We start from the raw sequence: 25,374 nt of genomic DNA, 5'->3' as shown, positions 1-25,374 counted from the left end.
TCGTCGCCTCAGAGCTTGATCTCGATGTCGACACCGGCAGGCAGGTCGAGACGCATCAGCGAGTCGACGGTCTTCGGCGTCGGGTCGATGATGTCGATCAGGCGCTTGTGGGTGCGCATCTCGAAGTGCTCGCGGGAGTCCTTGTACTTGTGGGGCGAACGGATGACGCAGTACACGTTCTTCTCGGTCGGCAGCGGCACAGGGCCGGCGACCTTCGCACCCGTACGGGTGACGGTGTCCACGATCTTCCGCGCCGAGGTGTCGATCACCTCGTGGTCATAGGCCTTGAGCCTGATGCGGATCTTCTGTCCCGCCATAGGTCCCTGTCCTCTTCGATCTCGTACGCCTGGTCTGGTTTCGGCTCTCAGCCCCTGGTGGGCGAGCGCCGCCTGTCTCTCCTCCACCCTCCGACCCCCGCGGTCGGGCGTGTCGCGCGGCCGACTGAACTGATCCGGCTCATGACACGACCCCGAGGGGAAGCGGTGATGCTCTGGGTGGCACCCGACGGTTGTCGGATCTGGTCGGGTCTCCGATCACCGTGTGATCTGGTGCGGCGCACGCGGACGACTGGCTCGATCAAGGAGACGCGATTCAGAAGTCAAGGTGTGTGTGCCGCACCCCGGCGACCCGCCGGAGCAACCGGAACATCTTGACAGACTCCGTGGGCCCACGCCAAATCGCCCGTGACGGACCGCCCGGCGGCCCGGGTCCAAGGCCCCTTGCCCGTCCCTACCGTCGAAGGATGACCGGTCTGGTCACGCTCACCCTCGGCACCCTGGTGCTGGTGGCTGCGCTGGGACTGGTCCTCCACCTGGGCGAGCTGGGCAGGCTCGTGCGGCGTGTGCGGGACCGGATCTCCCCTCCCCCGCCGGCGCCGTCGACCCCGGCGATCGAGGACCTGGCGGCCCACCTGCGACGGGTGCGTCGCGAGGTGCTGGCCCCGGCGCCGGGGACGCCGATGGCGCGCCGGCGCGGGACCCTGGCGGCGTACGACGACCTGCTGGCGCTGGCCGCCCGCGCGCTCGGGACGCCGGACCTGCTCACCGGGATGCGCGAGGGTGCCGACCGCGACGCGGAGCGGCTGCGGCTCGAGCACCTCCTGCGTGGGGCCGGGCTGGTGCTGGATCAACCCCGCTCGGACCGGCGGTAGCAGAAGTCGGCGATGTCGCGACCGACGTCGCGGCCCTTGCGCTCGAAGCGGGTCACCGGGCGCTCGTCCCACCGCTCGACCCGGCCGCCCTCGAGGGTCGGCTCGGCGTCGAGGACCTCACGGATCTGGTCGGCGTAGTCCGCCCAGTCGGTGGCCAGCCGCCAGGCGCCGCCGGGCACCAGTCGCGACGAGGCGAGCGCGGCGTTGGCCGGGTTCACCAGCCGGCGCTTGCGGTGCTTGGTCTTGCGCCACGGGTCGGGGAAGAAGGTCCACAGCTCGGCGACGCTGGCCGGGCCGAGGAGGTTCTCGAGGGTCCACACGGCGTCGACGGAGCAGAACCGCACGTTGTCGGCCCCGGCCTCCGCGACGCGCCACAGCGAGTCGGCGATGCCGGGGAGCCACACCTCGAGGGCGAGCACGTCGTGGTCGGGGCGCGCGGCGGCGAGCACCGAGGTGGCCTCACCGATGCCGGGGCCGATCTCGACGATCAGCGGCGCCTCGCGCCCGAACCACTCGGCGAGCGAGAAGCCGGGCCGGTCGACGGCGTCCTCGGGGATCACCCAGTCCGCGTGGTGCGCGGCCCACGACTCGGCCTGGCGCGGCGTGAACCGGCTGCCCCGCCGCGAGTAGGTGAGCACCTCGCGCATGCGTCGCCCGTCCGCGGTGAGCTTGTGGTGCGGGCGGGCGGGGCGTACGACGTCGTTCACCCGGCCATCCTCCCCCGGTCCGCCGGACCGGGTCACATCGACGACACGCGGGTCAGAGGTGCGCGAGCGCGCCCGTCAGGACCGAGCGCAGCCGCTGCTCGATGTCGTCGAACTCGGGCTGGCCGATGATCAGCGGCGGCGCTAGCTGGATGACCGGGTCGCCACGGTCGTCGGCCCGGCAGTAGAGACCGGCCTCCCACAGCGCGCCGGAGAGGTAGCCGCGCAGCAGCCGCTCGGACTCGGCGTCGTCGAACGTCTCCTTGGTCTCGCGGTCCTTGACCAGCTCGATGCCGTAGAAGTAGCCGTGGCCGCGGACGTCGCCGACGATCGGGATGTCGAGCAGCTTCTCCAGCGTGGCACGGAAGGCCGGGGCGTTCTGCTGGACGTGGTCGGTGAGGCCCTCGCGCTCGAAGACGTCGAGGTTGGCCATCGCCACGGCCGAGGAGACCGGGTGGCCGCCGAAGGTGTAGCCGTGCGCATAGGCCGTCGTGCCGTGCTTGAAGGGCTCGAACAGGCGGTCGCTGGCGATCATCGCGCCGATGGGCGAGTAGCCCGAGGTCATGCCCTTGGCGCACGTGATGATGTCGGGCTGGTAGCCGAACTCGGTCGCGCCGAACATCTCCCCCACCCGGCCGAAGGCGCAGATGACCTCGTCGGAGACGAGCAGGACGTCGTACTCGTCGCAGATCTCCCGGACCCGCTCGAAGTAGCCGGGCGGCGGAGGGAAGCAGCCGCCGGCGTTCTGGACCGGCTCGAGGAAGACGGCCGCCACGGTGTCGGGCCCCTCGAACTCGATCGCCTCGGCGATCCGGTCGGCGGCCCAGCGGCCGAACGCCTTCTCGTCGTCGCCGACGTAGTCGGGTCGCCGGTAGAAGTTGGTGTTGGGCACCTTGTGCGCGCCCGGCACGAGCGGCTCGAACATCTCCTTCAGCGGCGGGATACCGGTGATGGACAGGGCACCCTGCGGGGTGCCGTGGTAGGCCACCGCGCGGGAGATGACCTTGTGCTTGCCGGGCCTGCCGGTGAGCTTGTAGTACTGCTTGGCCAGCTTCCAGGCCGACTCGACCGCCTCACCACCACCGGTGGTGAAGAAGACGCGGTTGAGGTCGCCGGGGGCCATCGCGGCGATCCGGTCGGCGAGCTCCACGGCGCGGGGGTGCGCGAAGGACCAGAGCGGGAAGAACGCCAGCTCCTTGGCCTGCCTGGCCGCGGCCTCGGCCAGCTCCTCGCGACCGTGGCCGACCTGGACCACGAACAGCCCGGCGAGGCCGTCGATGTACTCGCGGCCGTGGCTGTCCCAGATCCGGTGCCCCTCGCCCCTGACGATCAGCGGCATCTCGCCGCCGTTCTCGTAGGTGGAGTGCCGGGTGAAGTGCAACCAGAGGTGGTCGCGGCCGGCGGCCTGGTGGTCGAAGGACTCGTCGTAGGGCGTGCCCTCGGCGGAGTGGAGGCTCATCTCGTTCCCCAGTTGTAGTGCTGCTTGTTGAGCTTGAGGTAGACGAAGGTCTCCGAGGAGACGACGCCCTCGAGCTCACGGACCTGACGGATGACGTCGAGCAGGTGCGGGTCGTCCTCGCACACCACCTCGACGAGGAGGTCGAAGCTGCCGGCCGTGGTGACCACGTAGTCGACCTCGGGCACCTCGGCGAGCCGGTCGCCCACCTTCATGGGATCGCCCTCGGTGCGGACGCCGATCATGGCCTGGCGCGTGAAGCCGACCTGGGTCGGGTCGGTGACCGCGACGACCTGCATCACCTCGGAGTCGAGCAGCTTCTGCACCCGGGCGCGGGCGGCCGCCTCGGAGAGGCCCACCGCCTTCGCGATCGCGGCGTAGGAGATCCGGCCGTCCTCCTGGAGGAGCTCGATGATGCGCTTGGCGGTCGCGTCGAGCCGCACGGCTCCCTCGCTCATGCCCGGCCCTCGCTGCGCTCGCTCATGGCGACATCGTGGACGCGCAGACCACCGATCCGCAAGTCGCCGAGCGTGGAATCCGCATTTCTGGGCTGTTAATTCTGCGATTCCCGCACAATCTTCGGCAACAAGTATGGCGATGGTCGGCCTCCCCGTCCTACTCTCCCCTCACTGCACCCGACCGGGAGGACATCCGTGACCAGCCCACGCACGCTGCGCAACTTCATCGGCGGCACGTACGTCGACGGCGGCTCCGGCGCCACGAGCGACGTCGTCGACCCGACGACCGGCCGCGTGGTCGCCCATGCGCCCGTCAGCGGTGCGGAGCAGGTCGACGCGGCCTACGAGGCGGCGAGCCGCGCCTTCGGCGAGTGGGGTCGTACGACGCCCTCCGAGCGCCAGCAGGCGCTGCTCAAGATCGCCGACTCGATCGAGTCCCACGCCGAGGAGCTCATCGCCCTCGAGTCGGCCAACACGGGCAAGATCAAGGCGCTCACCGCGAGCGAGGAGATCCCGCCGATGGTGGACCAGCTCCGGTTCTTCGCCGGCGCTGCGCGGATCCTGGAGGGCAAGGCCGCCGGCGAGTACATGGCGGGCCACACCTCGTGGATCCGCCGCGAGCCCATCGGCGTGGTCGGCCAGGTGACGCCGTGGAACTACCCGCTGCTGATGGCCGTGTGGAAGATCGGCCCGGCCCTCGCCGCCGGCAACACCGTCGTCCTCAAGCCGAGCGACACCACGCCGGAGAGCACCCTGCGGCTGGCCGAGCTCGCCGCGGAGCACCTGCCCGCCGGCACGCTCAACGTGGTGACCGGCGACCGGGAGACCGGACGCCTCCTCGTCGAGCACCCGACGCCGGCGCTGGTGGCGATCACGGGGTCGGTGCGCGCCGGCGCCGAGGTCGCGGCGAGCGCCGCGCCGCAGGTCAAGCGGGTCCACCTCGAGCTGGGCGGCAAGGCGCCGGTCGTGGTCTTCGACGACGCCGACATCGAGGCCGCGGTCGAGGGCATCGCGGTCGCCGGCTACTTCAACGCCGGGCAGGATTGCACGGCGGCCACGCGCGTCCTGGTCGCCCAGGGGATCCACGACGACTTCGTCGCCGCGCTCGCCGACTACGCGAGGGGCTCGGCGCCGGTGGGCCTGCCCGACGACGAGGACGCCCTGTTCGGCCCCGTCAACAACGCGACCCAGCTCGCCCGGGTGAGCGGGTTCATCGAGAACCTGCCGGCCCACGCCACCGTGTCGGCCGGCGGCAACCGTCGTACGGACCTCGGCGAGGGCTACTTCCTCGAGCCCACCGTCCTCTCCGGGCTGCGGCAGGACGACGAGGCGATCCAGAACGAGATCTTCGGCCCCGTCATCACGGTGCAGCGCTTCACCGACGAGGAGGAGGCGCTCCGCTGGGCCAACGGCGTCGACTACGGCCTCGCGTCGTCGGTGTGGACCAAGGACTTCGGCCGGGCCATGCGGATGTCGAAGGCGCTGGACTTCGGGTGCGTGTGGATCAACACCCACATCCCCCTCGTCGCGGAGATGCCGCACGGCGGCTACAAGAGGTCCGGCTACGGCAAGGACCTCTCGATGTACGGCTTCGAGGACTACACCCGCATCAAGCACGTCATGGCCAACATCGAGAGCTGAGCGGCCGAGAGCTGAGCGACCGAGCGCTGAGCGACCGAGAGCTGAGCGGCAACCCGAGGAGACCCCCTGATGACACCCATCCCGAGGCGACGACGCCCCCAGTCCCCGCCGGCTGCTGCGCTGGCGGCCGCTGCCGGAGGCGGGCTGAGCCGCCGCGCACTGCTGGGCACCGGCGTCGCCGCCGGCGCGGGCCTGGCGCTGACCGGTTGCGCCCCGCCCGAGCCGCCGGCAGCGGGAGGGATCGCCGCCCTCGACCTGCCGACCGACGTCTCGGACACCGAGAAGACCCTCAAGTGGGCCAACTGGACGGCCTACCTCGACATGAACGGCAAGGAGACGAGGTCGCCGACCCTCGAGGCCTTCAGGGAGCAGAGCGGCATCGACGTGGAGTACTTCGAGGAGGTCGACGACAACGACTCCTACTACGCCAAGGTGGGCCCCCAGCTGCGTGCCGGGCAGGACATCGACCGCGACATCATCACGCTCACCGACTGGATGGCCGCCCGGCTCATCCGCGACCAGGTGGTCCAGCCGCTCGAGCTCATCCAGATGCCCAACGTCGTCAGCAACCTGCTGCAGCCGCTCAAGGACGCCTCGTTCGACCCCGGCCGGCTCCACTCGATCACGTGGCAGAGCGGCTTCGCGGGCATCGGCTACAACCGGGACAAGGTCGGTCGCGAGCTGAAGTCGCTCGACGACCTGTGGACCGACGACCTCAAGGGTCGCATCGTGGTGCTCTCGGAGTTCCGCGACACCGCCGGCCTGGTGATGCAGTCCCAGGGCGTCGACATCGAGAGCGACTGGGGACAGGCCGAGTTCGAGAAGGCGCTCGACTTCATCGAGCAGAAGATCGACGAGGGCTACATCCGCAAGGTGAAGGGCAACTCCTACATGGAGGACCTCACCAGTGGCAACGCGGTGGCGGGCATCACGTGGAGCGGCGACATCTTCGTCCTCGGCTTCGACACCGGGGACCCCAGCTGGACCTTCACCCTGCCCGAGTCCGGCGGCACCCTGTGGTCGGACAACCTGATGGTCCCGATCACCTCGACGCACCGAAGGAACGCCCAGCGGCTGATGGACTACTACTACGACCCGGCCGTCGCCGCCCAGGTGGCTGCCTGGGTCAACTACGTGTGTCCCGTCGACGGCGCCCAGGCCGAGATGGAGAAGATCGACCCCGACCTCGCCGAGAGCCCGTGGATCTTCCCGAGCGCCGAGTTCATCGCCGACAACAACGTGCAGCAGTTCCGGGTGCTCAGCGCGGACGAGGACATCCTCTACGCCGACCTCTGGTCCTCGAAGGTGATGGGGAACTGACATGGCCGGATTCCGTGAGGCGCGCGGCGACCTCCAGCTCGAGAGCGTGACCAAGACCTTCGGCGACTTCACCGCCGTCGACGACATCGACCTGACCGTCCCGCGGGGCTCGTTCTTCGCGCTCCTCGGACCGTCGGGCTGCGGCAAGACCACCACGCTGCGGATGGTCGCCGGTCTCGAGCAGCCCACCGCGGGACGGGTGCGGATCGGCGACACCGACCTCACCGGGTCGCGGCCCTACGAGCGGCCGGTCAACACCGTCTTCCAGTCCTACGCGCTCTTCCCCCACCTGACCATCCGCGACAACGTCGCCTTCGGGCCGAAGCGTCGCAAGGACAAGGACGCGGCGCAGCGGGCGGACGACGCCCTCGAGCTGGTCCAGATGACGGCCTTCGCCGGCCGCAAGCCCGCCCAGCTCTCGGGCGGGCAGCAGCAGCGCGTGGCGCTGGCCCGGGCGCTGGTCAACCACCCGGAGGTGCTGCTGCTCGACGAGCCGCTCGGCGCCCTCGACCTCAAGCTGCGGCGCGAGATGCAGGTCGAGCTCAAGCGCATCCAGACCGAGGTGGGCCTGACCTTCATCCACGTCACCCACGACCAGGAGGAGGCCATGACCATGGCCGACACGGTCGCGGTGATGAACCGTGGTCGCATCGAGCAGCTCGGCCCTCCCGCGGAGCTCTACGACCTCCCCCGCACGCGGTTCGTGGCCAACTTCCTCGGCCAGGCCAACACCGGGGTCGGCACGATCGAGGGCCGCGACGGCGACCACCTCGTCGCCGACGTCCTCGGCACCAAGGTGAAGGTCCTCCAGGGTCGCTCGCAGGTGCACGACGGCGAGATGCTGTTCGGCGTACGCCCCGAGAAGGTGACCGTCTCGCGCAAGCAGCCCGACGGCGTCGGCAACGACGTCAAGGGCGTCGTGCGCGACGTGTCGTTCCTCGGGGTGGCGACGAGCTACCTCGTCGACATGCCCAGCGGCACGACGTGGAGCTGCTACGAGCAGAACCTCGACGTCGAGCCGCTCGACCTCCGCCCCGGCGACGAGGTGTGGCTGACCTGGAACCCCGGCCACGCGTTCGGGGTCCCGGTGGAGGAGGCCACCGCATGAGCACCCCACGGCGTTCCCCGTCTCCCCCGCTGCGCTCCGCCGCCGGACAACGCCGCGGGGACCCCGCATGAGCGCCCTGGCCCACGTGGCCGGCGACCCGGCGGTCTCCCCGGCTCCCCCCGCGCCCGAGACGAAGAAGCGCGGCTGGACGGCCTACCTCCTGCTGCTGCCGGGCGTGCTGTGGCTCGGCGTCTTCTTCATCCTGCCGCTCGTGCAGCTGGCGTCGGTCAGCCTGCAGAGCCGCTACCCGGGCTTCCCCGGCTACTACTACCGCGACCTCAACTTCGAGAACTACGTCAGCGCGCTGACCGACTACGCGCCGCACTTCGCGCGGTCGTTCCTCTACGCGGGGCTCGCGACCTTCTTCGCCTTCGTGGTGGCCTACCCGCTCGCCTACGCGATGGCCTTCAAGGCCGGCCGGTGGCGCAACCTGATGATGATCTGCGTCATCGCGCCGTTCTTCACCTCGTTCATCCTGCGCACCTTCGCGTGGTCGCAGATCCTCGCCGACGAGGGCCCGGTCGCCACGGTGCTCAACTTCCTGCACCTGCTGCCCGGCGGCAACATCATCAACACCCCGCTCGCCGTCGTCGCCGGACTCACCTACAACTTCCTGCCCTTCATGGTGCTGCCGATCTACGCCTCGCTCGAGCGGGCCGATCCGCGTGTGATCGAGGCGGGGGGCGACCTCTACGCCAACGGGTTCACCACCTTCCGCACCATCACCCTGCCGATGTCGATGCCGGGCGTGCTCGCCGGGACGCTGCTGACGTTCATCCCGGCCGCCGGCGACTTCGTCAACATGGAGCTGCTCGGCCCCCAGCAGGGCAAGATGGTCGGCAACGTCATCAACGACCAGTTCCTCGCCGTCCCCGGCGGCTACCCGGTGGCGGCGGCGCTGTCCTTCACCCTCATGGCCGCGATCCTGGTGATGGTCTTCCTCTACGTACGCCGGTTCGGCACCGAGGAGCTGGTGTGACGTGGCCACGATGACCCCGCCCACGACGACGCCGCCCCCGACGGCCGACCAGTCACCCGCCTACCGGCCCTCGACCGCCAAGCGGGCGCAGCTGTGGCTGGCCAACCACTTCGCGATCCTCACGGCGATCCTGGTGCTCCTCTACCTGTTCCTGCCGGTCGCCTACACGTTCGCCTTCTCCTTCAACGACCACGGCAAGACCAACATCGTGTGGCAGGGCTTCACCTGGGAGCACTGGCAGGACCCCTGCGGCGTGCCGGGCGTCTGCGAGTCGCTGGTCACCTCCCTGCAGGTCGGCGTGATCTCCACGATCGTGGCCACGGTCCTGGGCACCCTCATGGCGCTGGCCATGGTCCGCTACCGCTTCCGCGGCAAGGCCGCGAGCAACCTGCTGATCTTCGTGCCGATGGCGACCCCCGAGATCGTCATGGGCGCCGCCCTGCTGACGATCTTCGTGCAGGGCTTCTCCAACATCGGCGTCAACCTCGGCTTCACCACGATCGTCTTCGCCCACATCATGTTCTGCCTGAGCTTCGTGGTGGTGACCGTCCGGGCCCGCATCCAGTCCCTCGACCCCCGGATCGAGGAGGCCGCGCAGGACCTCTACGCCAGCCCGATGCAGACCTTCTGGAAGGTCACCTTCCCGCTGATCCTGCCCGGCATCGCGGGAGCCGCGATGCTCGCCTTCTCGCTGTCCTTCGACGACTTCATCATCACCAACTTCGTCTCCGGCAACGAGAGCACGTTCCCCAAGTTCGTCTACGTCGCCTCCCGTCGCGGCATCCCGGCCGAGGCCAACGTCATCGGCTTCTCGATGTTCGTGATCGCCGTGCTGCTCGTCGTCGGTGCCCAGGTCCTGGCCTCGCTGCGGGCCTCGACGCCCCGGAAGTGACGACCCGCCCCCGCATCACCGACCCCGACACACGGAACACACGACCCCCATGAACGAGGAGACGACAAGTGCCTGAGCCGATGCGCGTGCTGATGGTCGGAGCCGGCGGTGTCGGCGACGCCGCGGCCCGGATCGCGGTGGAGCGCGACTTCTTCGAGGCCTGGGTGGTCGCCGACTACGACCTCGGCCGGGCCGAGCGGACCGTGGCGGCGGCGCGTGAGCGGCGGACGGGCGAGGAGCGCTTCAGCGCCTCCCAGGTCGACGCCTCCGACGCCGAGGCGGTGGCCGCGCTCGCCCGGGAGGTCCGCGCGACCCACGTCTTCAACGCGGTGGACCCGCGGTTCGTGATGCCGATCTTCACCGGCGCACTCGCCGCGGACGCCGACTACCTCGACATGGCGATGAGCCTGTCCGCACGCCACCCCGACGCGCCCTACGAGAAGGTCGGCGTCAAGCTCGGCGACGAGCAGTTCGCGATGGCCGCCGAGTGGGAGGCGGCCGGCCGGCTCGCGCTGCTCGGCATCGGCGTCGAGCCCGGCCTGTCCGACGTGTTCGCGCGCTACGCCGCCGACGAGCTCTTCGACCACATCGACGAGCTCGGCACCCGCGACGGCGCCAACCTCGTCATCCGCGACGACGACGGCAACGAGGTGTTCGCGCCCGGCTTCTCGATGTGGACGATCATCGAGGAGTGCCTCAACCCGCCCGTGGTGTGGGAGCGCGACCGGGCGGGGGGCGACCTGGAGAAGGGCTTCTTCACCCTGCCCCCGTTCTCCGAGCCCGAGGTCTTCGACTTCCCCGAGGGCATCGGCCCGGTCGAGTGCGTGCACGTCGAGCACGAGGAGGTGCTCCTGATGCCGCGGTGGGTCGAGGCCGACCGCGTGACGTTCAAGTACGGCCTCGGCGAGGAGATGATCGGCATCCTCCGCACGCTGCACACGCTCGGGCTCGACTCGACGGAGCCCGTGTCGGTCAAGGGCGTGCGGGTGTCGCCCCGCGACGTGGTGGCCGCGTGCCTGCCCGACCCCGCGGCCATCGGGCCGCGGATGGAGGGCAAGACCTGCGCGGGCCTCCTCGTCACGGGCACCGGCAAGGACGGTGCCCCGCGGTCGACGTACCTCTACCACGTGGTCGACAACGCCGACTCGATGCGCGACTACGGCGCGCAGTGCGTGGTCTGGCAGACCGCGATCAACCCCGTCGTCGCGCTGGAGCTGCTCGCCGACGGCACCTGGAAGGGTACGGGCGTGCTCGGCCCCGAGGCGCTGCCCCCGAAGCCCTTCCTCGACCTGCTCGCCACACCCAAGCCCGAGGGGTACGGATCCCCCTGGGGGATGGAGGAGAAGTCGTCATGAGCCTGTCGCAGGAGAGGATCCTGGCCACGGAGATCCCCGGCCCGCGCTCGCAGGAGCTGCAGGCCCGCAAGCTCGCGGCCGTCTCGGCCGGCGTCGGCACGACGCTCCCGGTCTACGTCGAGCAGGCGGGCGGCGGCATCCTCCGCGACGTCGACGGCAACCAGCTCATCGACTTCGGCTCCGGCATCGCGGTCACCACGGTCGGCAACGCCGCGCCGCGGGTCGTGGAGGCCGTGCAGCGCCAGGTCGCCGACTTCACCCACACCTGCTTCATGGTCACGCCCTACGAGGAGTACGTCGCGGTGTGCGAGAAGCTCGCCGAGCTGACGCCCGGCGACCACGAGAAGCGCTCGGCGCTCTTCAACTCCGGCGCCGAGGCCGTGGAGAACGCGGTCAAGGTCGCCCGGCACCACACCGGTCGCGACGCGGTCGTGGTGTTCGACCACGCCTACCACGGCCGGACCAACCTCACGATGGCGCTGACCGCCAAGAACATGCCCTACAAGCACCGCTTCGGGCCCTTCGCCGGCGAGGTCTACCGCGCCCCGATGGCCTACCCCTACCGCTGGCCCGGGGGCGCGGAGGCCTGTGCCGAGGAGGCGTTCGACGCCTTCGTGGCCACCGTCCACACGCAGGTCGGGGAGGCCAACTGCGCCGCGGTGCTCATCGAGCCGATCCAGGGCGAGGGCGGCTTCATCGTCCCACCGCCGGGCTGGCTGCCGCGGGTCGCGGAGTGGTGCCGTGAGCAGGGCATCCTGCTGATCGCCGACGAGATCCAGACCGGCTTCGCACGCACGGGCGACTGGTTCGCCTGCGACCACGAGGGCGTCGTGCCCGACCTGGTCACCACCGCGAAGGGCATGGCCGGCGGCCTGCCGCTCGCCGCCGTGACCGGTCGCGCGGAGGTGATGGACTCCGTCCACGTCGGCGGGCTGGGCGGCACCTACGGCGGCAACCCCGTCGCCTGCGCGGCCGCGCTCGCCGCGATCGAGACCATGGAGGCCGAGGACCTCCCGGCCCGCGCCCGCGCGATCGAGGCCACCTTCCTCCCCCGCCTCCGCGGCCTCGCCGAGCGGCACCCCGACCGGGTGGGCGACATCCGCGGACGGGGAGCGATGCTGGCGGTCGAGCTGGTCAGCGACGGCCCGGGACGTACGCCCGACCCGGCGCTGGCCGCGGCCGTCCACCGGGCCTGCTCGGCCCAGGGTCTGGTCACGCTGACCTGCGGCACCTTCGGCAACGTGTTCCGGTTCCTGCCCCCGCTCGCGATCGGCGACGACCTGCTGGCCGAGGGGCTCGACGTCTTCGAGGCGGCCTTCGACGAGGTGGTCGCCGGACAGCTCAGTGGCAAGGTGGGGTGATGGCTGACAACACCGTGATCGAGACCGTCCCGACCCGGCTCCTCATCGGCGGCGAGTGGGTCGACGCCACCGGGGGTGGGACCTTCGAGGTGCACAACCCCGCTGACGCCGGCGTCCTCACCCGCGTCGCGGACGCGACGCCGGCCGACGGTGAGCGCGCGCTCGCCGCCGCGGCGGCGGCCCAGCAGGAGTGGCGCGCCACCGAGCCGCGGGCCCGCGGCGAGATCCTGCGCCGCGCCTTCGAGCTGCTGACCGAGCGTGCCGACGACTTCGCCCGGCTGATGACCCTCGAGATGGGCAAGACGCTCGCCGAGGCGAGGGGCGAGGTGACCTACGGCGCGGAGTTCTTCCGGTGGTTCTCCGAGGAGGCCGTCCGCATCCACGGGCGCTACTCCCCCGCGCCCAGCGGCAACACCCGGCTGATCACCATGAAGGGGCCCGTCGGCCCGACGCTCATGATCACGCCCTGGAACTTCCCGCTCGCCATGGGGACGCGCAAGATCGGCCCGGCCATCGCCGCCGGGTGCACCATGGTGGTCAAGCCGGCCGCCGAGACGCCGCTGACGATGCTGGCCCTGGCTGCCCTCCTCGAGGAGGTCGGCCTGCCGGCAGGCGTCCTCAACGTCGTCACCACGACCGACTCCGGCGGGCTGTGCGAGCCCATCATCAAGGACCCGCGCCTGCGCAAGCTCACCTTCACCGGGTCGACGGCGGTCGGCAAGAAGCTCGTGGCCCAGGCCTCCGACCAGCTGCTGCGGGTGTCGATGGAGCTCGGCGGCAACGCGCCGTTCATCGTCTTCGACGACGCCGACCTCGACGCCGCGGTCGACGGCGCGATGCTCGCCAAGATGCGCAACATCGGCGAGGCCTGCACGTCGGCCAACCGGTTCCTGGTGCACGAGTCCGTGGCCGAGGAGTTCTCCCAGCGCGTCGCCGAGCGGATGGGCGCACTGAAGGTCGGCGACGGCACCGAGGAGGGCGTCGACGTCGGTCCGCTGATCACCGACAAGGCGCGTGCGGGCGTCCACGAGCTGGTCGACGACGCGGTGTCCGCCGGGGCCCGCGCGCTGGTCGGGGGCGAGGTCCCCGCCGGGGCGGGCCACTTCTACCCGCCGACGGTGCTGGTCGACGTACCTGCCAGCGCCCGGGTGTTCCGCGAGGAGATCTTCGGCCCCGTGGCCCCGGTCTCGACCTTCAGCGACGAGGACGAGGCGCTGCGGCGGGCCAACGACACGGAGTACGGCCTCGTGGCCTACGTCTTCACCCGCGACCACGCGCGGGTGCTGCGGGTCAGCGAGGCGCTGGAGTTCGGCATGGTGGGCGTCAACACCGGCATCGTGTCCAACCCGGCCGCCCCCTTCGGTGGCGTCAAGCACTCGGGCTTCGGCCGTGAGGGCGGCTTCGAGGGCATCGAGGAGTACCTCGAGACCAAGTACGTCGGAAGCGCGCTGTGAGGCCCCGCCCATGACGACCATCGACCGCGGGCGGCTGGCGGCGCTGCACGCCGAGGAGGAGCAGCGCTTCGTCGACCTGCACCCGACGTCGGCCCGGCTGGCGGAGGAGGCCGGCGAACACCTGCTGGCCGGCGTCCCGATGCCGTGGATGACCCGGTGGCCGGGCTCCTTCCCGCTCTTCGTCGAGGCGGCGGAGGGCGGCCGCTTCACCGACGTCGACGGGCTCGACTACGTCGACCTCTGCCTCGGGGACACCGGCTCCATGACCGGGCACTGCCTGCCGGCCGTCGCCACCGCGGTGCGTGAGCGCACCGAGCGCGGGATCACGACGATGCTTCCCTCCACCGACGCCGCCTGGGTGGCCGGCGAGCTGAGCCGTCGGTTCGGCCTCCCGCGCTGGCAGATGGCGATGACCGCGACCGACGCCAACCGGTTCGTGCTCCGCTTCGCCCGCCACCTCACGGGACGGCCCAGGATCGCCGTCATGGACTGGTGCTACCACGGCACCGTCGACGAGACGCTGGGCGTCCTCGAGCACGGTCGCGCCGGGGACCGGGTGGTGCCCCGTCCGGGTGCGCTCGGCCCGCAGGTCGACGTGGCCGAGACGACCGCCGTGGTGCCCTTCAACGACCTCGACGCGCTCGATGCCCGCCTCGCGGAGGGCGACGTGGCCTGCCTGCTGATGGAGCCGGCCCTCACCAACATCGGCATCGTGCTGCCCGACGACGGCTACCTCGCCGAGGTCCGCGAGGTCACCCGGCGCCACGGCGTGCTGCTCGTCAACGACGAGACGCACACCATCTGCGCCGGGCCCGGCGGAGCCACCGCGGCGTGGGACCTCGAGCCCGACCTCGTCGTCATCGGCAAGCCCATCGGCGGCGGCATCCCCGTCGCGGCCTACGGCATGACCGAGGAGGTCGCCTCGCGTCTCGAGGGCCCGATGCTCGGCCACGACATCGACGTCGCCGGCGTGGGCGGCACCCTGTCGGGCTCGGCGCTCGCCATGGCCGCCGTCCGGGCCACGCTCTCCACCGCCCTGCGGCAGGAGGACTTCGACGTCTCGATCCCGCTCGCCGCGTCGTTCACCGACGGGATCCGGGGCGTCATCGACGAGCACGGGCTGCCGTGGCACGTCCAGCGCCTGGGCTGCCGCGCGGAGTACTGGTTCTGCCCGCCGCCGCGCACCGGCGCCGAGGCCGCGGCCGCGGTCGACGAGGAGCTCGACGCGTTCTTCCACCTGTGGACGGTCAACCGGGGAGTGCTGCTCGCCCCGTTCCACAACATGTCGTTGTTCTCGCCGTTCCACGACCGGTCCGACGTGGACGCCCACACCTCGGCGTTCCGGGGTGCGGTGGAGGCGCTGCTCGGATGAGCCCGGAGCCCACCGGGCAGCGCCGTGTCCCCGGTGACGTGCTGGTGCACCTGCGCCGCACGCGCGACCACCTCGACCGGCACTTCGCCGCGCCGTTCGACCTCGACCACCTCGCGGGCCTCGCCGGCATGAGCCGCTACCACTTCATCCGCTCGTTCGCGACGACGTACGGCGTGACGCCCGCGGCCTACCTCGCCGAGCGCCGCGTCGAGCGGGCGCAGGACCTGCTGCGGGCGGCCAACCTGACGGTCACCGAGGTCTGCCACGCCGTGGGCTACAGCAGCCTCGGGTCGTTCAGCTCGCGCTTCCGCGAGATCGTCGGCGAGAGCCCGAGCGACTTCCAGCGGCGCTACGCGGCGGACGGCAACCCGCGCATCCCGGGGTGCTACGTCTTCATGGCCGGTCTCGTCGAGACGCGCGGCCCGGGCGGGACCGCAACGCAGGAGAAGCCCGACGGCGGCGGACCTTCCTAGGCTCACCGCATGATCACCAACATCTCGCTCCTGTCCGTCTGGGTGAAGGACATCGACGACTCCCTCGCCTTCTACACCGACGTCCTCGGCTTCGAGGTCGGCGACGACCTCCAGCTCGGGCCGGACTTCCGCTGGTGCACGGTCTTCCACCCCGAGCAGCCCGAGGTGCACCTGCACCTCACCACCCCCAGCGGCCCCCTCCCCGACTACCTCATCGAGGCGATGAGGCGCGCGCAGGACGAGGGCGGACTGCCCGGCGTCGGGATGGACGTCGACGACTGCCGGGCGACCTACGAGGAGCTGAGGGCCAAGGGCGTCGAGTTCCTCCAGGAGCCGGAGGAACGGCCGTACGGCGTCGAGGCCCTGATGCGCGACAACTCCGGCAACTGGATGGTCCTGGTCGAGAAGCGCGACTTCGTCCCGGAGGACTTCGAGGGCGTCGACATGGGCTGACGCCGGGCGCGCGCCCGGCGTACCGTGGAGGGATGAGGAGCGGGCTCGTGACCGTCGGCGTGCTGCTGCTGGCGCTCGTGCTCCTGCGGGTCGTCTGCGCCGCTCTCCGCGGAGACCTCGGCGCGTGGCGCAGCGCCCGTGCCGTCGGGCGGCTCGCCCAGCGGGCCCGGCGCCGTCGCCGCGGGGCCGAGGTGGTCCCGCTCGGCCGCCCGGTCGAGCAGGTGGGCGCCGACCTGCGACGCCTCCACTCCGCCTTCCACCGCGGCGGGATGCGCTTTGCGAAGTACGAGGGCTGCCGCCTGGCCTACGACCGGGTGCTCGGCGAGGCCGCCGACATGGCGGGCTGCCCGCACCTGCTGGCGGTGCTGCCGCCCGGGGACGAGCTCGACCGTGAGCGGGAGCGTGTCGAGTGGCTGCTCGTGCAGCACGGCCTGCTCCCGCCGCCGTACGCCGTCTGAGGCCGCTGCTGCCGCGGTCTCAGGACTCCGGCGGGCTCTCCAGCACCCCGGCGGCCCGGGCCGCCGCGGCGTAGGCCTCGGCGAGCGTGTCCACGGTGTCGTGCGCGTTGAGGCCCGAGGGGTTGGGCACCACGAACACCCGCGAGCCGCCCCAGCGGCCGGGCTGCTCGCCGACCTTCGCGCCGCGCTGGCCGAAGGCCGTGCGGTAGGCGGTGATGCCCGCGACCGCCACGACGGCCGGGTGACGCTCGGCCACGAGCGCCCGGAGCCGCTCGCCGCCCGCGCGCAGCTCCTCGGTCGTGAGCTCGTCGGCACGCGCGGTGGCGCGGGGCACCACGTTGGTGATGCCGATCCCCCTCCGGCGCAGCTCGTCGCGGTCCTCGTCGGTCATGCCCGTCGACGGGTCGATCGGTCTCGGGACGATCCCGGCCCGGAGCAGGGCGGGGTAGAAGCGGTTGCCGGGGCGGGCGAAGTGGCTCTGGGTGGCCGCGGTCCACAACCCCGGGTTGATGCCGACGAAGAGCAGGCGCAACGGCTGGTCGGCGGGCGGGAGGAGGTCAGGGACCTCGACGTCGCGGAACGACTCCAGCTCGGCCCTCGTGAACCCCATGGCGGACATCCTGCCGGGCCGGTCCCACGGCGGACGCACGAGGCCCCGCCTCCCTTGCGGGAGACGGGGCCTCGGGTGGTGCGGGTGCCGGTCAGTGACCGGCGGCGATCACTTGGTGATCTTGACGACGCGGCCGGCGCCGACGGTGCGGCCGCCCTCGCGGATGGCGAAGCGCAGGCCCTCGTCCATTGCGATGGGCTGGATGAGCTCGACCGACATCTCGGTGTTGTCACCCGGCATGACCATCTCGGTGCCCTCAGGCAGGGTCACGACGCCCGTCACGTCCGTGGTCCGGAAGTAGAACTGCGGACGGTAGTTGTTGAAGAACGGCGTGTGACGGCCGCCCTCGTCCTTCGACAGGATGTAGACCGAGGCGTCGAAGTTGGTGTGCGGGGTGGTCGTGCCCGGCTTGATGACGACCATGCCGCGCTCGACGTCCTCGCGCTTGGTGCCACGGAGGAGCAGACCGACGTTCTCACCGGCCTGGCCCTCGTCGAGGAGCTTGCGGAACATCTCGACACCGGTGACGGTGCTCTTCTGCGAGCCCTCGCGGATGCCGATGATCTCGACCTCCTCGTTGACCTTGACGATGCCGCGCTCGATGCGACCGGTGATGACGGTGCCACGACCGGTGATCGTGAAGACGTCCTCGACGGGCATGAGGAAGGGCTTGTCGGTCTCGCGCTCGGGGGTCGGGATGTAGTCGTCCACGGCCTGCATGAGCTCGGCGATCGAGTCGCCCCACTTGGCGTCGCCGTTGAGGGCCGGGAAGGCCGCCACGCGCACGACGGGGATGTCGTCGCCCGGGAACTCGTACTCGGAGAGGAGCTCGCGCACCTCCATCTCGACGAGCTCGATGAGCTCCTCGTCGTCGACCATGTCGCACTTGTTGAGCGCGACGACCAGGGCGGGCACGCCGACCTGGCGGGCGAGCAGCACGTGCTCGCGGGTCTGCGGCATCGGGCCGTCGGTGGCGGCGACCACGAGGATCGCGCCGTCCATCTGCGCCGCGCCGGTGATCATGTTCTTGATGTAGTCGGCGTGACCGGGGCAGTCGACGTGCGCGTAGTGGCGCGTCTCGGTCTGGTACTCGACGTGCGCGATCGAGATCGTGATGCCGCGCTGGCGCTCCTCGGGAGCCTTGTCGATCTGGTCGAACGCCGAAGCCTCGTTGAGGTCCGGGTGCTTGTCGTGCAGCACCTTGGTGATAGCCGCGGTCAGCGTCGTCTTGCCGTGGTCGATGTGACCGATGGTGCCGATGTTGACGTGCGGCTTGGTCCGCTCGAACTTCGCCTTAGCCACTGGGGCTCCTCCTGATTGTTGTTCTCTGCGTGTGAGAGTGGGTGACTCGTGGGTGTGGGTGGTGCTGGTGCCGAGGATCCGGGGCGCGATTACTCGCCGCGGACCTTCTTGATGATCTCGTCGGCGATGTTCGTGGGAACCTCGGCGTACGAGTCGAACTCCATCGAGTACGACGCCTGACCGGAGGTCTTGGACCTCAGGTCGCCAACGTACCCGAACATCTCGGACAGGGGCACAAGGGCGTTGACGACCATGTCGCCGTGACGCTCCTCCTGAGCCTGGATCTGGCCGCGGCGCGAGTTGATGTCACCGATGACCGTGCCGAGGAAGCTCTCGGGGGTGGTCACCTCGACGGCGAACATCGGCTCGAGCAGCACCGGCCGGGCCTTGCGTGCGGCCTCCTTGAAGGCCTGGTTGCCGGCGATCTTGAACGCGAGCTCGGACGAGTCGACGTCGTGGTAGGCGCCGTCCTCGAGGGAGAACTTCACGTCGACCATGGGGTAGCCGGCGAGCACGCCGAACTCCATGGCCTCCTGGCCACCCTGGTCGACCGAGGGGATGTACTCCCTGGGCACGCGACCACCGGTGACGTTGTTGGCGAACTCGTAGCCCGCGCCCGTGCCCGTCTCCGGGTCGATGTTGGGCTCGAGGGAGATGACGACCTTCGCGAACTGGCCCGAACCACCGGTCTGCTTCTTGTGGGTGTAGCTGTGGTTCTCGACCTTGTTGCGGATGGTCTCGCGGTAGGCGACCTGCGGCTTGCCGACGGTCGCCTCGACGCGGAACTCGCGCTTCATGCGGTCCACGAGGATCTCGAGGTGGAGCTCGCCCATGCCGGCGATGATCGTCTGGCCGGTCTCCTCGTCGGTCTTGACCGTGAAGGTCGGGTCCTCGTCGGAGAGACGCTGGATCGCGGTGCCGAGCTTCTCCTGGTCGCCCTTGGTCTTGGGCTCGATCGCGACCTCGATCACCGGGGCCGGGAACGTCATCGACTCGAGCACGACCTGGTTGTTCGGGTCGCTCAGCGTGTGACCGGTCTTGGTGTCCTTCAGGCCCATCACGGCGACGATCTGGCCGGCGCCGACCGACGCGATCTCCTCACGCTTGTTGGCGTGCATCTGGTAGACCTTGCCGATCCGCTCCTTCTTGCCGTTGACCGAGTTGACCACGGTCGAGCCGGCCTCGAGCTTGCCCGAGTAGACGCGGACGTAGATCAGCTTGCCGAGGTGCGGGTCGGAGGCGATCTTGTAGGCGAGGCCGGAGAACGGCTCGTCGTCGGAGGGCTTGCGGGAGATGGCCTCCTCCTCGTCGCGCGGCGAGTGACCGACGATGGCGTCGATGTCGAGCGGCGAGGGGAGGTACTTGACGACCGCGTCGAGCAGGGGCTGCACGCCCTTGTTCTTGAACGCGGTGCCGCACAGGACCGGGTTGACCTTGTCGGCCAGCGTGGCGCGACGGATCGCGGCCTCGAGCTCCTCGACGGTGAAGTTCTCGTCACCCTCCTCGAGGTACTTCTCCATGATGTCGTCGTCGGCCTCGGCGAGCGTCTCGATGAACTTCTCGCGGTACTCCGCGGCCTGCTCGGCGAGGTCGGCCGGGATCTCCTCGACGTCGTAGTCCTCACCCATCTTGGTCTCGCCGCGCCAGGTCAGGGCACGCATGCCGACCAGGTCGACGACACCGAGGAAGTCGGACTCCGCACCGATGGGGAGCTGGAGCACGAGCGGGGTGGAGTTGAGGCGCTCGACCATCATGTCGACGCAGCGGAAGAAGTCCGCGCCGGTGCGGTCGAGCTTGTTGACGAAGCACATGCGGGGGACGGAGTACTTGTTGGCCTGGCGCCACACCGTCATGGTCTGCGGCTCGACACCGGCAACACCGTCGAAGACCGCCACGGCGCCGTCGAGGACGCGCAGCGAGCGCTCGACCTCGGCGGTGAAGTCCACGTGGCCGGGGGTGTCGATGATGTTGATCTGGTGGTTCTTCCACCAGCAGGTCGTCGCGGCCGACGTGATGGTGATGCCGCGCTCCTGCTCCTGCTCCATCCAGTCCATCGTGGCGCCACCCTCGTGGACCTCACCGATCTTGTAGGTGATGCCGGTGTAGAAGAGGATGCGCTCGGTGGTGGTGGTCTTGCCGGCGTCGATGTGCGCCATGATGCCGATGTTGCGGACCTTGTTGAGGTCGGTGGTGATGTCGACAGCCACTGTTGTGTCTCAGTCCCTCGGAAGTTGGTGGGAGCTCGTGGGGTGAGGGGCCGTACGACGCGCGGTGCGCGTCGCAGGGCCCCTCGCCGTCACCAGCGGTAGTGGGCGAAGGCCTTGTTGGACTCGGCCATCTTGTGGGTGTCCTCGCGCTTCTTCACAGCGGCACCGAGGCCGTTGCTCGCGTCGAGGATCTCGTTCATCAGCCGCTCGGCCATGGTCTTCTCACGGCGGTCGGCGGCGTAGCCCACGAGCCAGCGCAGCGCCAGCGTGGTGGAGCGGTTGGCCTTGACCTCGACGGGGACCTGGTAGGTCGCGCCGCCGACGCGGCGGGACTTGACCTCGATGGCCGGCTTGACGTTGTCCATCGCGCGCTTGAGCGTGACGACCGGGTCGGTGCCGGTCTTCTCGCGGCAGCCCTCGAGGGCGGTGTAGACGATGCGCTGCGCCACAGCCTTCTTGCCGTCCTGCAGGACCTTGCTCACGAGCTGGGTGACCAGCTGCGAGCCGTAGACCGGGTCGACGACGAGGGGGCGCTTGGGAGCGGGACCCTTGCGAGGCATTACTTCTCCTTCTTCGCGCCGTAGCGGCTGCGGGCCTGCTTGCGGTTCTTGACACCCTGGGTGTCGAGCGAGCCGCGGATGATCTTGTAGCGGACGCCGGGAAGGTCCTTCACACGGCCGCCGCGGACGAGCACGATCGAGTGCTCCTGCAGGTTGTGACCGACACCCGGGATGTAGGCGGTGACCTCGACGCCACTGCTCAGGCGCACGCGGGCGACCTTGCGGAGGGCGGAGTTCGGCTTCTTCGGGGTGGTGGTGTAGACGCGGGTGCAGACGCCACGGCGCTGCGGGGATCCCTTCAGGGCAGGCGTCTTGTTCTTGGACACCTTGTCCTGGCGGCCCTTGCGGACCAGCTGGTTGATGGTGGGCACCGGGTGGTTCCCTCTCTCTGTCATGTCTCACGGCTCGGCGCGGTGCCGGGCTCGGGTGTCGTGCGCTGTTGCATGTGCCTGTTGCGATTACCGTGGCCAGCCGGCGCGCGGCTACGAACGCCGCGCCTCTCGACCATGGGGTCCGCCGAGCATGGGCATGGGTCTGGACGTGCCAGACACGAGGATTGAGGCTACTCGGGCGCCACGGCAGGGTCAAAATGCCGCTGGCGCGGCCCGGACGCCCGGATCGACCACCTGGCGCTGCCGCTCGCGCCGCACGCGGTCGAGGCGGAGGTAGAGGGCCGCCGAGAACGCCACGCCGGCGATCGTGAGCAGCCCGCCGCCGAGCAGCGTCCAGCGAGCGCCGTACTCCTGCCCGATCCAGCCGATGATGGGGGCGCCGACCGGCGTGCCGCCCATGAAGATCATCAGGTAGAGGGCCATCACCCGCCCGCGGACGCCCGCGTCGGTGTGGAGCTGCATGTAGGTGTTGGCGCTGGTGATGAACGTCAGTGCAGCGAGGCCGGTGACCGGTGCGAGCAGCGCGAAGGTGAGGTAGGTGGGCATCAGCCCCGCCAGCACCACCGTGGCCCCGAAGACCAGGGCCGCGCCCACCACGAGGCGGTGCCGCACCTGGCTGCGCCGGGCGGCGAGCAGCGCGCCCGTCAGCGACCCGACGGCCAGGAAGGTGCCGAGGAGGCCGAACTCCTCGGGCCCCTTGCCGAACACCTCGGTGGCCATGAGCGCGGAGGTGATCTGGAAGTTGAGGCCGAAGGTGCCGGCGAAGAACACCAGTCCGAGGACGAGCATCAGGTCGGGCCGCGCCCGGACGTAGGCCACGCCCTCGCGGATCGCCCCCGGACCGCTGTCGGCGGGCGCCGCGGCGTCGATCCGGCTGGCGTCGAGGTGGCGCAGCGACCAGATCGGGGCGGCGTACGTGACTGCGTTGAGCAGGATGACCCACCCGGTGGCGACCGCTCCCCCGCCGAAGGCGGCGATGAGGACGCCGGCCAGGCCGGGGCCGACGAGGCGGGCGGCGTTGAAGCTGGCGGAGTTGAGGCCGACGGCGTTGGTCAGGTCGCCGGGCTCGACCAGCTCGGAGACGAAGGACTGGCGCGCCGGTGCGTCGAAGGCCGAGGCCGAGCCGAGGAGGAGGGCCAGGACGTAGACGTGCCAGACCTCGGCGACACCGGTCACGGCGAGGATGCCGAGGACGGCGGCGGGCAGCGCCATGCCGAGGTTGGTCAGCTGCAGCAGGCGCTGCTTGGGCATCCGGTCGGCGACCAGGCCGGCGAACGGCGTCAGCAGCAGGAACGGCAGGAACTGGAGCCCGGTCGTGATGCCGAGCGCGGTGGCGCCCGACCCGACGGCGAGCTCGAGCACCAGCCAGTCCTGGGCGACGCGCTGCATCCAGGTGCCGGTGTTGGACACGACCCCGCCGGCTGCGTAGCGGCGGTAGTTCGGGTTGGACAGGGAACGGAACGTGGGACTCGTGGTGACTCCTCAGTCGGTCATCGGTCAGGAGGTCAGTCGGCGACGGCGAGCCGGGCCAGGATCGGTGCTGCGTCGCGGAGGGTGGCGCGCTCGGCGGGCGTGAGCTCAGCGAGGCGGCGCGAGAGCCAGGCGTCACGACGCTGGCGGTCTGCCAGGACGGCGGCGCGGCCGGCGTCGGTGATGGAGACGACGACCTGGCGACCGTCGCTCTCGTGCGGGCGCCGCTCGACGTAGCCGTCGGTCTCGAGGCAGTTGACCGTGCGGGTCATCGACGGCGGCTGGACGCGCTCGGCGCGGGCCAGGTCGCCGACGGTCTGGTCGCCCACGCGCACCAGCAGCCCCAGCACCACCATCTGCGGGATGCTCAGGTCGTTGTCGGGGTGGCGCTCGGACACGAGGCGGCGGCGCAGGCGCATGACACCGGCCCGGAGCTCGGAGGCGAGCCCGGCGTCGGTGCGGAGATCGGCGGTCGGCATGTCGTTAGCATAACTCATTACTTCTGCTAACTATTCCGGCCGGCGGTCGGTCGCTTCAGGGATCCCCGGCTGACCGGGGATCCCTGAAGTTGTCAGGCCTTGCACGGGCCGACATGTTCAGGAACGGCCGGCTGACCGGGGATTCCAGAAGATGTCAGGCGCTCGCTGAAGTTGTCGGGCTCTTCCTCGCCACGAGGCTCAGGAGAGCCAGCCGCTGATGGGCGTGTAGGCGAAGTAGACGACGAAGAGGGCGGCGACGACCCACATGAGCGGGTGGACCTCCCGGACCTTGCCGACGACGACCTTGATGAAGACGTACGCCACGAAGCCGGCGCCGATGCCGACCGAGATCGAGTAGGTGAACGGCATGAGGACGACGGTGAGGAAGGCGGGGATCGCCACCTCGAGATCGCGCCAGTCGATCTCGGTGACCTGCTGCATCATCAGGAAGCCCACGAGCACGAGCGCCGGGACGGCCGCCTCGGACGGGATGGCCGCGACGAGGGGCGTGAAGAAGGTGGCGAGCAGGAACAGCGCGCCCGTGACGAGCGACGCCAGGCCGGTGCGGGCGCCCTCCCCGACGCCCGACGCGCTCTCGATGTAGGACGTGTTGGACGAGACGCCGGCGGCGCCTCCGGCGATCGCGGCGACCGAGTCGACGACCAGGATGCGCTGGGCGCCCGGCGGGGTGCCCTCCTCGTCGTTGAGACCGGCCTCGGCGCCGATGGCGGTCATCGTGCCCATCGTGTCGAAGAAGTCGGCCAGGAGCAGCGAGAAGACGAGGAGCAGCGCGGCCAGCACGCCGGTGCCGGCGCTGCCGAAGGCGCCGAAGAGGTCGACCTCGCCGAGGGTGTCGAAGGACGGCAGGCCGACGACGTCGCCGCTGAGCGTGGGCACGCTGAGCGACCAGCCCTTGGGGTTGTCGGCCGAGGCGGCGCCCAGGTCACCGATGGCCTCGACCGCTACTGCGACCACGGTGGTCACGAGGATCGAGATGAGGATCGCGCCGCGCACCTTGCGGACCCACAGGGCGACCACGAGCGCCAGGCCCAGGCAGAACACCAGCACCGGCCACCCGCCCAGGTGGCCGTCGGCACCGAGCTGCACCGGGACGGTCGTCTGGAAGGCGTCCGGGATGCGGGTCACGACGCGGGCGTCGACGAAGCCGATCAGGGCGATGAACAGGCCGATGCCGACCGAGATGGCGACCTTCAGCTGCTGGGGCACGGCGTGGAAGACGGCCTTGCGGAAGCCGGTGAGCACCAGCACCAGGATCACGATGCCCTCGAGGACGACGAGCCCCATCGCCGCGCCCCAGGTCGACTGCCGGGCGATCGTGTTGGCGACGAACGCGTTGAGGCCCAGCCCGGTGGCCAGCGCGAGCGGGAAGTTGGCGAAGCCGCCCATGGCGATGGTCAGCACGCCGGCGACCAGGGCCGTGCCAGCGGCGATGGCCGGGATGCCGCTGCCCGGCTCTGCGCCACCGCCGAGGAAGGCGCCCGTCGAGTCGGGCACGAAGCCGAGGATGAGCGGGTTGAGCACGATGATGTAGGCCATCGTGAGGAAGGTGACGACCCCTCCGCGGACCTCACGGCCGACGGTCGAGCCGCGCTGGCTGATCCGGAAGTAGCCGTCGAGGCCGGAGCCCTGCGGTCGCTGTCGCTGTGTCTGCGTCTGGTCGCTCACAGGACCGCAGTGTGGCACGACTGGGTCACGGCCG

General features: G+C 70.5%; 25 protein-coding genes. 13 read left to right on the top strand and 12 right to left on the bottom strand.

The features are described 5' to 3' along the window. Nucleotides 1-8: 8 nt before the first annotated feature. The gene (gene rpsJ, locus NCI01_RS16195) at nucleotides 9-317 is read right to left on the bottom strand and encodes a 30S ribosomal protein S10 (RefSeq protein WP_008360994.1); all 309 of its coding nucleotides are present in this window, start codon (nucleotides 315-317) and stop codon (nucleotides 9-11) included. 425 nt (nucleotides 318-742) lie between these two features. On the opposite strand from rpsJ, the gene NCI01_RS16190 reads away from it, so the two are divergent. Then, entirely contained in the window at nucleotides 743-1,150 is a 408-nt protein-coding gene (locus NCI01_RS16190) for a hypothetical protein (protein WP_254182537.1), read from the top strand. Here the strand turns inward: NCI01_RS16190 and trmB are convergent. Genes trmB through NCI01_RS16175 form a run of 3 tightly spaced genes read right to left on the bottom strand, consistent with a single transcriptional unit; the run spans nucleotide 1,126 to nucleotide 3,768 of the window. Beyond that, nucleotides 1,126-1,857 (bottom strand): tRNA (guanine(46)-N(7))-methyltransferase TrmB, encoded by a 732-nt coding sequence (gene trmB, locus NCI01_RS16185; RefSeq protein WP_254182536.1) that lies wholly within the window; start codon nucleotides 1,855-1,857, stop codon nucleotides 1,126-1,128. The two genes, NCI01_RS16190 and trmB, sit on opposite strands and share 25 nt — an antisense overlap. Nucleotides 1,858-1,909: 52 nt before the next feature. Further along, nucleotides 1,910-3,313: an aspartate aminotransferase family protein gene (locus NCI01_RS16180; protein ID WP_254182535.1), complete on the bottom strand. Its 1,404-nt coding sequence runs from the start codon at nucleotides 3,311-3,313 to the stop codon at nucleotides 1,910-1,912. Further along, complete coding sequence (locus NCI01_RS16175) at nucleotides 3,310-3,768, bottom strand: Lrp/AsnC family transcriptional regulator (RefSeq protein ID WP_254182534.1); 459 nt, start codon at nucleotides 3,766-3,768, stop codon at nucleotides 3,310-3,312. The genes NCI01_RS16180 and NCI01_RS16175 overlap by 4 nt, the downstream gene beginning before the upstream one ends. A 195-nt stretch (nucleotides 3,769-3,963) precedes the next feature. Between NCI01_RS16175 and NCI01_RS16170 the strand changes: the two genes are divergently transcribed. The 12 genes from NCI01_RS16170 (at nucleotide 3,964) to NCI01_RS16115 (ending at nucleotide 16,634) form a co-directional block, all read left to right on the top strand. Then, nucleotides 3,964-5,409: a gamma-aminobutyraldehyde dehydrogenase gene (locus NCI01_RS16170; protein ID WP_254182533.1), complete on the top strand. Its 1,446-nt coding sequence runs from the start codon at nucleotides 3,964-3,966 to the stop codon at nucleotides 5,407-5,409. Between the two features lie 69 nt (nucleotides 5,410-5,478). Next, nucleotides 5,479-6,729, top strand: coding sequence for an ABC transporter substrate-binding protein (locus NCI01_RS16165; protein ID WP_254182532.1), 1,251 nt, complete (start codon nucleotides 5,479-5,481; stop codon nucleotides 6,727-6,729). 1 nt (nucleotide 6,730) lies between these two features. Further along, nucleotides 6,731-7,837, top strand: a complete 1,107-nt coding sequence (locus NCI01_RS16160) for an ABC transporter ATP-binding protein (RefSeq protein WP_254182531.1) — start codon at nucleotides 6,731-6,733, stop codon at nucleotides 7,835-7,837. Between the two features lie 67 nt (nucleotides 7,838-7,904). After that, nucleotides 7,905-8,816 (top strand): ABC transporter permease, encoded by a 912-nt coding sequence (locus NCI01_RS16155; RefSeq protein ID WP_254182530.1) that lies wholly within the window; start codon nucleotides 7,905-7,907, stop codon nucleotides 8,814-8,816. Between the two features lie 10 nt (nucleotides 8,817-8,826). Beyond that, the gene (locus NCI01_RS16150; RefSeq protein ID WP_254182529.1) at nucleotides 8,827-9,708 is read left to right on the top strand and encodes an ABC transporter permease; all 882 of its coding nucleotides are present in this window, start codon (nucleotides 8,827-8,829) and stop codon (nucleotides 9,706-9,708) included. A 68-nt stretch (nucleotides 9,709-9,776) separates the two neighbouring features. Further along, nucleotides 9,777-11,063 (top strand): saccharopine dehydrogenase family protein, encoded by a 1,287-nt coding sequence (locus NCI01_RS16145; protein ID WP_254182528.1) that lies wholly within the window; start codon nucleotides 9,777-9,779, stop codon nucleotides 11,061-11,063. Further along, complete coding sequence (gene gabT / locus NCI01_RS16140; RefSeq protein WP_254182527.1) at nucleotides 11,060-12,424, top strand: 4-aminobutyrate--2-oxoglutarate transaminase; 1,365 nt, start codon at nucleotides 11,060-11,062, stop codon at nucleotides 12,422-12,424. Before NCI01_RS16145 ends, gabT begins: the two co-directional genes overlap by 4 nt. Continuing rightward, nucleotides 12,424-13,878: an NAD-dependent succinate-semialdehyde dehydrogenase gene (locus NCI01_RS16135; protein WP_254182526.1), complete on the top strand. Its 1,455-nt coding sequence runs from the start codon at nucleotides 12,424-12,426 to the stop codon at nucleotides 13,876-13,878. Before gabT ends, NCI01_RS16135 begins: the two co-directional genes overlap by 1 nt. A 10-nt stretch (nucleotides 13,879-13,888) precedes the next feature. Continuing rightward, the gene (locus NCI01_RS16130) at nucleotides 13,889-15,250 is read left to right on the top strand and encodes a transaminase (RefSeq protein WP_254182525.1); all 1,362 of its coding nucleotides are present in this window, start codon (nucleotides 13,889-13,891) and stop codon (nucleotides 15,248-15,250) included. Further along, nucleotides 15,247-15,723: a helix-turn-helix domain-containing protein gene (locus NCI01_RS16125; RefSeq protein ID WP_254182524.1), complete on the top strand. Its 477-nt coding sequence runs from the start codon at nucleotides 15,247-15,249 to the stop codon at nucleotides 15,721-15,723. Before NCI01_RS16130 ends, NCI01_RS16125 begins: the two co-directional genes overlap by 4 nt. Nucleotides 15,724-15,732: 9 nt before the next feature. Continuing rightward, nucleotides 15,733-16,176 (top strand): VOC family protein, encoded by a 444-nt coding sequence (locus tag NCI01_RS16120; RefSeq protein ID WP_254182523.1) that lies wholly within the window; start codon nucleotides 15,733-15,735, stop codon nucleotides 16,174-16,176. A gap of 32 nt (nucleotides 16,177-16,208) precedes the next feature. Then, nucleotides 16,209-16,634, top strand: a complete 426-nt coding sequence (locus NCI01_RS16115) for a hypothetical protein (protein ID WP_254182522.1) — start codon at nucleotides 16,209-16,211, stop codon at nucleotides 16,632-16,634. A 19-nt stretch (nucleotides 16,635-16,653) separates the two neighbouring features. Here the strand turns inward: NCI01_RS16115 and NCI01_RS16110 are convergent, their stop codons facing one another. From NCI01_RS16110 to NCI01_RS16075, 8 genes are all read right to left on the bottom strand, one after another. Further along, the gene (locus tag NCI01_RS16110; protein WP_254182521.1) at nucleotides 16,654-17,244 is read right to left on the bottom strand and encodes a mismatch-specific DNA-glycosylase; all 591 of its coding nucleotides are present in this window, start codon (nucleotides 17,242-17,244) and stop codon (nucleotides 16,654-16,656) included. Between the two features lie 108 nt (nucleotides 17,245-17,352). Further along, nucleotides 17,353-18,546 (bottom strand): elongation factor Tu, encoded by a 1,194-nt coding sequence (gene tuf, locus NCI01_RS16105; RefSeq protein WP_172262207.1) that lies wholly within the window; start codon nucleotides 18,544-18,546, stop codon nucleotides 17,353-17,355. 89 nt (nucleotides 18,547-18,635) lie between these two features. Continuing rightward, the gene (fusA, locus tag NCI01_RS16100; protein ID WP_308213229.1) at nucleotides 18,636-20,753 is read right to left on the bottom strand and encodes an elongation factor G; all 2,118 of its coding nucleotides are present in this window, start codon (nucleotides 20,751-20,753) and stop codon (nucleotides 18,636-18,638) included. Nucleotides 20,754-20,842: 89 nt separating this feature from the next. Beyond that, on the bottom strand, nucleotides 20,843-21,313 hold the full coding sequence (rpsG, locus tag NCI01_RS16095) for a 30S ribosomal protein S7 (RefSeq protein WP_135838828.1): 471 nt from the start codon (nucleotides 21,311-21,313) through the stop codon (nucleotides 20,843-20,845). Beyond that, on the bottom strand, nucleotides 21,313-21,684 hold the full coding sequence (gene rpsL / locus NCI01_RS16090) for a 30S ribosomal protein S12 (RefSeq protein WP_056906817.1): 372 nt from the start codon (nucleotides 21,682-21,684) through the stop codon (nucleotides 21,313-21,315). The genes rpsG and rpsL overlap by 1 nt, the downstream gene beginning before the upstream one ends. Nucleotides 21,685-21,897: 213 nt before the next feature. Continuing rightward, nucleotides 21,898-23,115, bottom strand: coding sequence for an MFS transporter (locus NCI01_RS16085; protein WP_254182520.1), 1,218 nt, complete (start codon nucleotides 23,113-23,115; stop codon nucleotides 21,898-21,900). 95 nt (nucleotides 23,116-23,210) lie between these two features. Continuing rightward, on the bottom strand, nucleotides 23,211-23,654 hold the full coding sequence (locus NCI01_RS16080) for a MarR family winged helix-turn-helix transcriptional regulator (RefSeq protein WP_254182519.1): 444 nt from the start codon (nucleotides 23,652-23,654) through the stop codon (nucleotides 23,211-23,213). Between the two features lie 198 nt (nucleotides 23,655-23,852). After that, nucleotides 23,853-25,340 carry an NCS2 family permease gene (locus NCI01_RS16075; protein WP_254182518.1) on the bottom strand — a complete coding sequence of 496 codons (1,488 nt, stop codon included), beginning with the start codon at nucleotides 25,338-25,340 and terminating at the stop codon, nucleotides 23,853-23,855. Nucleotides 25,341-25,374: the final 34 nt, after the last annotated feature.

The sequence above is a fragment of the Nocardioides pinisoli genome (genome assembly GCF_024199985.1).
Taxonomy (GTDB): domain Bacteria; phylum Actinomycetota; class Actinomycetes; order Propionibacteriales; family Nocardioidaceae; genus Nocardioides; species Nocardioides pinisoli.
This window is presented reverse-complemented; position numbering and strand designations above follow the sequence as displayed.

Excerpts from the sequence above, each read along its gene's own strand:
- NCI01_RS16115 (WP_254182522.1), top strand. The coding sequence starts at position 16,209 with ATGAGGAGCGGGCTCGTGACCGTCGGCGTGCTGCTGCTGGCGCTCGTG.
- NCI01_RS16135 (WP_254182526.1), top strand. The coding sequence starts at position 12,424 with ATGGCTGACAACACCGTGATCGAGACCGTCCCGACCCGGCTCCTCATC.
- NCI01_RS16165 (WP_254182532.1), top strand. The coding sequence starts at position 5,479 with ATGACACCCATCCCGAGGCGACGACGCCCCCAGTCCCCGCCGGCTGCT.
- rpsG (WP_135838828.1), bottom strand. The coding sequence starts at position 21,313 with ATGCCTCGCAAGGGTCCCGCTCCCAAGCGCCCCCTCGTCGTCGACCCG.
- rpsJ (WP_008360994.1), bottom strand. The coding sequence starts at position 317 with ATGGCGGGACAGAAGATCCGCATCAGGCTCAAGGCCTATGACCACGAG.
- NCI01_RS16150 (WP_254182529.1), top strand. The coding sequence starts at position 8,827 with ATGACCCCGCCCACGACGACGCCGCCCCCGACGGCCGACCAGTCACCC.
- NCI01_RS16180 (WP_254182535.1), bottom strand. The coding sequence starts at position 3,313 with ATGAGCCTCCACTCCGCCGAGGGCACGCCCTACGACGAGTCCTTCGAC.
- NCI01_RS16120 (WP_254182523.1), top strand. The coding sequence starts at position 15,733 with ATGATCACCAACATCTCGCTCCTGTCCGTCTGGGTGAAGGACATCGAC.
- NCI01_RS16110 (WP_254182521.1), bottom strand. The coding sequence starts at position 17,244 with ATGGGGTTCACGAGGGCCGAGCTGGAGTCGTTCCGCGACGTCGAGGTC.
- gabT (WP_254182527.1), top strand. The coding sequence starts at position 11,060 with ATGAGCCTGTCGCAGGAGAGGATCCTGGCCACGGAGATCCCCGGCCCG.
- NCI01_RS16155 (WP_254182530.1), top strand. The coding sequence starts at position 7,905 with ATGAGCGCCCTGGCCCACGTGGCCGGCGACCCGGCGGTCTCCCCGGCT.
- NCI01_RS16125 (WP_254182524.1), top strand. The coding sequence starts at position 15,247 with ATGAGCCCGGAGCCCACCGGGCAGCGCCGTGTCCCCGGTGACGTGCTG.
- NCI01_RS16080 (WP_254182519.1), bottom strand. The coding sequence starts at position 23,654 with ATGCCGACCGCCGATCTCCGCACCGACGCCGGGCTCGCCTCCGAGCTC.
- NCI01_RS16175 (WP_254182534.1), bottom strand. The coding sequence starts at position 3,768 with ATGAGCGAGGGAGCCGTGCGGCTCGACGCGACCGCCAAGCGCATCATC.
- NCI01_RS16190 (WP_254182537.1), top strand. The coding sequence starts at position 743 with ATGACCGGTCTGGTCACGCTCACCCTCGGCACCCTGGTGCTGGTGGCT.
- NCI01_RS16160 (WP_254182531.1), top strand. The coding sequence starts at position 6,731 with ATGGCCGGATTCCGTGAGGCGCGCGGCGACCTCCAGCTCGAGAGCGTG.
- NCI01_RS16130 (WP_254182525.1), top strand. The coding sequence starts at position 13,889 with ATGACGACCATCGACCGCGGGCGGCTGGCGGCGCTGCACGCCGAGGAG.